The organism is Burkholderia sp. Ac-20379, from assembly GCF_017104645.1.
Classification (GTDB): Bacteria; Pseudomonadota; Gammaproteobacteria; order Burkholderiales; family Burkholderiaceae; genus Burkholderia.
Genome location: NZ_JAAGPF010000358.1, coordinates 1 through 7,278 on the forward strand (window position 1 = coordinate 1; position 7,278 = coordinate 7,278).

Consider the following 7,278-nt stretch of genomic DNA (forward strand, 5'->3'; position numbering starts at 1 on the left):
TTCTGCACGCCGCCAGCGCGGCCGCGAGCCGCTCCAGCGGCGGCGCGAGCCCGGCCAGCACAGCCGTGGCGCGGCGATGCACGAGCCGCCGGTGCAACTGGCGCAGCGCATGCAGGCGCGTGCAGGTGCTGACGAATTCGCCGTTGAGCCGCGCGAGCCGCCGGCTGCGCGCGCGGATGCGCGGATCCTCGAACGATGCGTAGGCGCGGATCGCGTCGAAGCCGACGATGTCGTCGACGAAATCGGCGAAGCGCCGCTCGAACTCGCCGCGCGCCAGCGTGCCGCCGAGCGCCGCCGCCGCGAACGCCACGAAGCGCGCATGGCGCGCGTTCAGCGAGCGCATCAGCGCGCGGCTCGAACTGAGCGGCAGCACCAGCCCGCTGACGGCGGCCGAGCAGACGATGCCCACCGTCACCTCGGCTGCGCGCGTGAGCGCCGAGAGAAACAGCGCGTCGGGCGTCATCACGGCGGGAATGCCGATCAGCGCGGCCGTGTAGCCGGCCAGCACGTAGCCGTACCAGCGGAAATGGCGGCTGCGCACGGCCGCCGCGATGCAGAGGCTCACCCACAGCGTGATGCCCGCCATGTACAGCTCGGGCTGCTGCGCGAACAGCCCGCCGAGCGCCAGCGCGGCGGCCAGGCCCACCACCGTGCCGATCGTGCGGTAGAACGCCTTGGCGAACACCATGCCGCTCATCGGCTGCATCAGCACGAACACGGTGGTCATGGCGATGCGCGGCTGCGACAGTTCGAGGCGCATGGCGATGCCCATCGCCAGCAGCGCGGCGGCGACGGTCTTCGCCAGATGGAGCCAGATCAGGCCGTCGGAGAACGCCCACTCGCGCAGGCAGCGCGCCGCGGGCGCGAGCCGGGCCGACCAGCGCCGGGTTTCGGCGGCAACGCGGGCTGACGCGGACGGGAGTTTCATCACGACAATGCGGAGGTGGGGCGGATGCGCGGGGTTCGACGGAGGTGGCCCGGGGCGACGGCGCAGCCCGGACCGCTGCGGCGCAGATTGTAGGAGGACGATATTCCGCCATTAACTCGGCCTAGGGGAAACCAGAGTTGCAGCGCTGGCAACAATCGGGCAGGAGCGTGGGCGGACAATACCGCCTTCTTTTGCCGTATTGAATAACAATGGACACGTTGCAAAACATGCGGGTGTTCGCCCGCGTGGTGGAGGCAGGCAGTTTCACGGCGGCCGCGATGTCGCTGAACTCGACCACCGGCGCGATGTCGCGCGCCGTTTCCGAACTCGAGGCGCGGCTGCGCACGCGCCTGATGAACCGCTCGACACGCCGCCTGTCGCTGACGCCGGCCGGCGAGAACTATCTGCTGCGCTGCCGGCAGATCCTGGCCGACGTCGATACCGCCGAAGAGGAAGCCAGCGGCGCGTACGAACGCCCATCCGGCGTGCTGCGGCTGCACAGCTACGCGAGCATCGGCCAGCACTACGTGCTGCCCGCGCTGAACGCGTATCGCGAGCAGCACGCGGACGTTTCCGTCGAGCTGTCGCTGTCGCAGCGCATGCCCGATCTGTTCGACGGCAGCAACGACATGGCGGTGGTCACGGCGTCGTCGCTGCCCGATTCCGAACTCGTCTCGCATCAGCTCGGCGAAACCTTCAGCATCCTGTGCGCGTCGCCGTCCTATCTGCGCTCGCGCGGCGCGCCGTCCGATCCGGCCGGGCTGGCCGCGCACGATTGCCTGACGCTGCAGACGCCTGCGTTTCCCACTCACGACTGGCTGCTCGAAAGCCGCACCGGCCAGGTCGAGCAGATCCGCGTGAGCGGGCCGCTGCAGACCAACACGGCCGAATCGCTGGCGATCGCGATCCGCGAGGGCGTGGGCATCGGCATGCTGCCGTTGTATGCCGCCATCGGCCTGCTGCGCGACGGCTCGCTGATGCGCGTGCTGCCGGAGCACACACTGCAGCGCATGAACATCTACGCGCTGTATCCGTCGCGCCGCTTCGTCGATGCGAAGGTGCGCACCTGGGTGGAATTCCTGCGTGCCGACATGCCCGATCGCCTCGCGCGCGACGAAGCGCTGCTGGCCGCGCTCGATGCGCGCATGCAGGCGGCCGTGGCCTCGTCGCGGCGCGTCAAGGCCGGCACGGCGGGCTGACCGGCCGCCGCCGGCCGCGGCGGCGCGGGGCAATGAACGGGCGTCTCGAAGCATGGCGTCCGTTCCTCTCGATTCGGATTCCCAATGAAATCGGCGCGGGCTGTGGCCGCGCCGTTTGCTTGTGCTGCGTGTCGCTGCCTGGCGGCTATCGTCCGAGCGACGAAGCCCGGATGCGCCAGTCGCCTCAGTCGGCCTGAACCGACTTGCCGGCTTCCGATGCGGCGGCGCCGTTCGGGCCGTACGATTGCTTGGCGGCCTGGTTCGCGGCCAGACGCTTGGCCGCGAGACGTTCCTGGGCGGCCTGCAGATCGGCCGGGTAGGCCGAATCGTTGCCGCTGGACGGCGAGTAGCCGACCGATTCCAGATCGACCAGCTCCTGGATCACCTGGGCGCGGGTCAGGCCGTGATGCGCGGTTTGCGCGAAGGCCAGGGCGGGGGCTGCAATCAGCATGGCGACAGCGGTCGAGACGACGATCTTCTTCATGATGTGACTCCTTCGGGTGGGTGGCCGGCGCCCTTGTTGCGACTGCCGAACCAATGACTGCAGTGTAGGGAGCGGCCGCCGCCGGAAACACCGGGCGGCGCGGAGGGCAGCCTTCCGGATCGCGCAACAGTGGCGGCGCATTTTTGGCGTGGGGTCGATTGATTAGAATGAACGCGCCCGCCCCATCACAGGAACGACCATGAAGATCGTCAACGCGACGCTGCGCCGCCGCAGCGGCCTCCACACCCTCGAACTCGACGGCGCGACGATCGCGCGGATCGTGCCGCAGGACGGCACGGTCGCGGCATCGGGCGACGACATCGACGCGGGCGGCCGGCTCGCGATCGCGCCGTTCGTCGAGCCGCATATCCATCTCGACGCGGTGCTGACGGCGGGCGACCCCGAATGGAACCGCAGCGGCACGCTGTTCGAAGGCATCGAGCGCTGGAGCCAGCGCAAGGCCACCATCACGCACGCGGACACCAAGGCACGCGCCCACACGGCGATCGCGATGCTGCGCGATCACGGCATCCAGCACGTGCGCACCCACGTCGACGTGACCGATCCGACGCTGGCCGCGCTCGCGGCGATGCTTGAGGTGAAGGCGGAGGCGCGCGGGCTGATCGATCTGCAGATCGTCGCGTTTCCGCAGGAGGGGATCGAATCGTTCGACGGCGGCCGCGCGTTGATGACGCGCGCGATCGAGATGGGCGCGGACGTGGTCGGCGGCATTCCGCACTTCGAGAACACGCGCGAACAGGGCGTGAGCTCGATTCAGTTCCTGATGGAGCTGGCCGAGCGCAGCGGCTGCCTCGTCGACGTGCATTGCGACGAAACCGACGATCCGCATTCGCGTTTTCTCGAAGTGCTGGCCGAGGCGGCGCGCGTGCGCGGGATGGGCGCGCGTGTGACGGCCAGCCACACCACGGCGATGGGTTCCTACGACAACGCGTATTGCTCGAAGCTGTTCCGGCTGCTCAAGCGCTCGGGCATCAATTTCATTTCCTGTCCGACCGAGAGCATCCATCTGCAGGGGCGCTTCGACACGTTCCCGAAGCGGCGCGGCGTGACGCGCGTGGGCGAGCTCGATCGCGCCGGCATCAACGTGTGCTTCGGGCAGGATTCGATTCAGGACCCGTGGTATCCGCTCGGCAACGGCAACATCCTGCGCGTGCTCGACGCCGGCCTGCACATCTGCCACATGATGGGTTACGACGAGTTGCAGCGCTGCCTCGATTTCGTCACCGATCACAGCGCGAAGGCGCTGTCGCTCGGCGAGCGCTACGGGCTGGAGGCGGGGCGGTCCGCGAACCTGCTGGTGCTCGACGCCACGAGCGATTACGACGCGGTGCGCCGCCAGGTCAAGCCGCTCGTGTCGGTGCGCGCGGGGCGCGTGATCCTGCGCCGCGAGCCGGAGCGGATCGCCTATCCGCAGGCGGGCTGAGCGCCCGCCCGGCGTTCGGCTGAAGCATCAGCGCCGCGCCAGCGCCTGCTGCGCGGCGGCCGCCAGCGTGTCGGCGAACGCGCGCAGCCGCGGCGGCGCGTTCAGCCACATGAGCCAGTGCAGCGCGACGGCGTGCACGTCCGGCACGAGCTGCACCAGTTCGCCGGCTTGCAGGCCCGCTTCGGCGTGCGACACCGGCACCCAGCCGTAGCCCGCGTCCATCCGGATCAGATCGAACAGCGCGCCCGGCGACGGAATCGCGTGGCGCGGGAAATCCTGACGCCCAAGCCCGTAGCGCGCGACGAACGCGAAATGCACCTCGTCGGCCTCGCCGCCCGTCAGCGCCGGGGCGGCGCGCAGCGCGTCGGCCGTCACGCCGCCGGGCGTGTGACGCGCCGCGAACCCGGGCGTGCAGACGCACACGTAGGGCATCTCGCCGAGCGGCACGCAGCGCAGGCCTTCCGTCTCGCGCGCGATGCCGGTCACGCAGCCGATCGCGTCGCCGGCTTCGACCAGCGCATGGGTGCGCGTCTGGTCGTCCACCAGCAGCCTGACCTGATAGGTTTCGCGCCGCAACGCCGCCGCGAGCGCGGCCGGAAACCAGGTGGCGAGGCTGTCGGCGTTGACGCCGATGGCGATCTCCGCCGGCGTGTGCGCGCCGGGCATCAGCTCGCGCAGCGCTTCGTCCTCCAGCAGCGCGACGCGCTCCATGTAATGCAGCAGCGTGCGGCCCGCGGCGGTGGGCAGCACGGGCCGCGTGCGGGCCACCAGCAGGTTGCCGAGCAGGGTTTCGAGCGAGCGGATCCGCTGCGAGACGGCCGGCTGCGTGATGCCGAGCCGTTCGGCCGCCAGCTCGAAGCTGCCGGCCTTGCAGACGGCGAGAAAGGTTTCCACCAGGCGTGAATCGATCAATCGGGGCTCCGTGCCGCGCCGCATAAGCGCGGGGAATCGCGCATCGCGGCGGCTTATGGTCATTGCCGCCCGGGTTTCGGCGCGGCAAGATTCCGCCATTGCTGATGCCGACGGATTGAAAAACAGTCGTGAAGATAACGGACTCCCCCACGCAGTTGCAATTCCCGACCGGGCCGCACGAGGACGTGCTGACCTCGGCGATCAACGCCGATGCGCCGATCCGCTTCTCGTGCCGCGACGGCTTTTGCGGCCAGTGCCGCGGCGAGGTGCTGGCCGGCTGCTACGCCGCCGGCCGCGACGGCCCGCTGCGCGACGTGCCGCCCGGCGGCGCGCCCCAGCCGGTGCTGATGTGCCAGACCTATCCGCGCTCCGATCTCGCGATCCGCATGCCGCACGCGGGCGACGCATCGAGCGCGGTGCGCGCCGCGCGCATCGAGGCGGTCGAGCCGGTGGCGGCCGATATCGCCGTGGTGCGGCTCGGTCTGCTCGATGCGAACCCGTTCCCTTACGAGGCCGGGCAGTGCGTGGCGATCCGCTGGCCGGCGAACGGCTACAAGCCGTTCTCGCTGGCGCGCGCCTGCGACGGCGGGCGCACGCTCGAACTGCATGTGCGCAAGGTGGCGGGCGGCGATTTCACCGAATGGCTGTTCGCGGATGGCGGGCAGCGCGCGGTGGGCGCGATCGTCGGCCTGGAAGGGCCGCTCGGCGAATTCGGCTGGCGCTCGCCGGCCGCGCGCCCGGTGCTGCTGATGGCCGGCGGCACCGGTTTCGCGCCGCTCGCGGCGATGATCGAGGCCGAGCGGCTGTGGGCGGGCGAGCGCCCCGTGCATCTCTATTGGGGCGGCCGCACGCCGGCCGATCTCTATGCCGACGCGCGCTGCCGCGCGTGGGCCGCCGCCAATCCGCGATTCCGCTACGTGCCGGTGCTGTCGGGCGACGCCGCCGTCGAGGGCTTCCGGCGCGGCACGGTGGTGGACGCCGCGATGGCGGATGTCGCGTCGCTCGACGATGCCGACGTGTACGCCTGCGGCACGCCCGCCATGGTGGCGGCCGCGAAGGCGGCGTTCGTCGGCGCGCGCGGCCTGCGGCCCGAGCGTTTCTTCGCCGATCCGTTTTCTCCGCCTGTCGCGCGTCATGCCGGGCGCGATGCGCTGGTGCGCCTGAACCTGCGCTGGGCCGACGGGGGCCGGGGCCATCTGATGGCCGCCGAGGGGCAGCGCTTGCTCGGCGCGCTGATACGCAGCGGGCTCGCGCTTCAGCACCTGTGCGGCGGCAATGCCGTCTGCGCGACCTGCGCCGTGACGGTGCACGCGCGAAACGGCGACCCTGCCGCCGCACGCGGCGAGGAGGAAGCCGACCTGCTCGATTTTCTCGACGCCGCGCCCGGCACGCGGCTGGCCTGCCAGCTCCGGCTCGGCCACGCGTTCGATCAGGCCGAGGTGGCGCTGCCCGGCCCGTCCCCATTGGGCGATCCCGCCCGTTCGCAACCGGAGGCGCGATGATGCAGCGCGAGGATTACGAGGACGTCGGCCCGCATTTCGACATCGACGGCATGCTCGACGTGCGCCGCCGCAGCCGCGCGGCGGTGCACGCGATCGCGGCGCGCATCGCGCCGGGCATGCGCGAGGAGGACGCCACGCGCGTGGCGCGCGCGGTGCTGCGCGAGCACGGCCTGCTGCGCGGCTGGCACAAGATCATCGTGCGGTTCGGCGCGAACACGGTGCGCGAGTACGGCAACCCGTCCGCGCCCGGCACGGTGCTGGCCGCCGACGACATCTTCTTCATCGATATCGGCCCGGTGTGGGACCGCTGGGAGGGCGATGCGGGCGAAACCTTCGTGGTGGGCGGCGATCCCGAGATGCACCGGGCGCGCGCCGACGTGTTCCGGCTCTGGCAGACGGTGCACGACCTGTGGCGCGCCGAGCGCATCACGGGCCGTGCGCTGTACGACTTCGCCACGCGCGAGGCCGAGGCGATGGGCTGGGCGCTGAACCTGAAGCGCATGTCGGGGCACCGGATCGCCGATTTCCCGCACGAACCGAAGTTCGCGGGCACGCTGTCGACGGCGGACGTGGTGCCGAGCGCCCACGTCTGGATTCTGGAGATGCACATCCGTCACAAGACGCGGGGCTTCGGGGCGTTCTACGAAGACCTGATGCTGGAGCGCGAGATCGACGCGCGCTGAGGCTCGCGCCGTTGCCGGCGCGGCGCGTCGGGTCTCGCCTCAGGCGGCGAACGCGCGCTCGATGCCGGCCGCGACGCGCAGCACGCGCGCGTCGTCGAGCGCGAGGCCGGCTACGCTGAGGCCGAC

7 protein-coding genes are annotated in these 7,278 nt (G+C 70.9%); 4 read left to right on the plus strand and 3 right to left on the minus strand.

The annotated features are described in order from the left end of the window. Positions 1–928: FUSC family protein (locus G3N92_RS28785; protein ID WP_206130972.1), on the minus strand; the 928-nt coding region annotated here is incomplete at its 3' end. 209 nt (positions 929–1,137) lie between these two features. On the opposite strand from G3N92_RS28785, the gene G3N92_RS28790 reads away from it, so the two are divergent. Then, positions 1,138–2,127: a LysR family transcriptional regulator gene (locus tag G3N92_RS28790; RefSeq protein WP_206130973.1), complete on the plus strand. Its 990-nt coding sequence runs from the start codon at positions 1,138–1,140 to the stop codon at positions 2,125–2,127. Between the two features lie 184 nt (positions 2,128–2,311). On the opposite strand, the gene G3N92_RS28795 is transcribed toward G3N92_RS28790, so the two are convergent. Next, positions 2,312–2,611, minus strand: a complete 300-nt coding sequence (locus G3N92_RS28795; protein WP_206130974.1) for a DUF4148 domain-containing protein — start codon at positions 2,609–2,611, stop codon at positions 2,312–2,314. Positions 2,612–2,810: 199 nt separating this feature from the next. On the opposite strand from G3N92_RS28795, the gene codA reads away from it, so the two are divergent. Beyond that, complete coding sequence (gene codA / locus G3N92_RS28800; RefSeq protein WP_206130975.1) at positions 2,811–4,055, plus strand: cytosine deaminase; 1,245 nt, start codon at positions 2,811–2,813, stop codon at positions 4,053–4,055. A gap of 27 nt (positions 4,056–4,082) precedes the next feature. Here codA and G3N92_RS28805 read toward each other — a convergent pair whose 3' ends face one another. Further along, positions 4,083–4,967 (minus strand): ArgP/LysG family DNA-binding transcriptional regulator, encoded by an 885-nt coding sequence (locus tag G3N92_RS28805; RefSeq protein ID WP_206130976.1) that lies wholly within the window; start codon positions 4,965–4,967, stop codon positions 4,083–4,085. A gap of 128 nt (positions 4,968–5,095) precedes the next feature. Between G3N92_RS28805 and G3N92_RS35575 the strand changes: the two genes are divergently transcribed. Both G3N92_RS35575 and G3N92_RS28815 read left to right on the plus strand, forming a co-directional pair. Next, positions 5,096–6,469 carry a 2Fe-2S iron-sulfur cluster-binding protein gene (locus G3N92_RS35575; RefSeq protein ID WP_206130977.1) on the plus strand — a complete coding sequence of 458 codons (1,374 nt, stop codon included), beginning with the start codon at positions 5,096–5,098 and terminating at the stop codon, positions 6,467–6,469. Further along, positions 6,466–7,152: a M24 family metallopeptidase gene (locus G3N92_RS28815; protein WP_206130978.1), complete on the plus strand. Its 687-nt coding sequence runs from the start codon at positions 6,466–6,468 to the stop codon at positions 7,150–7,152. The genes G3N92_RS35575 and G3N92_RS28815 overlap by 4 nt, the downstream gene beginning before the upstream one ends. The last annotated feature ends 126 nt before the right edge of the window (positions 7,153–7,278 follow it).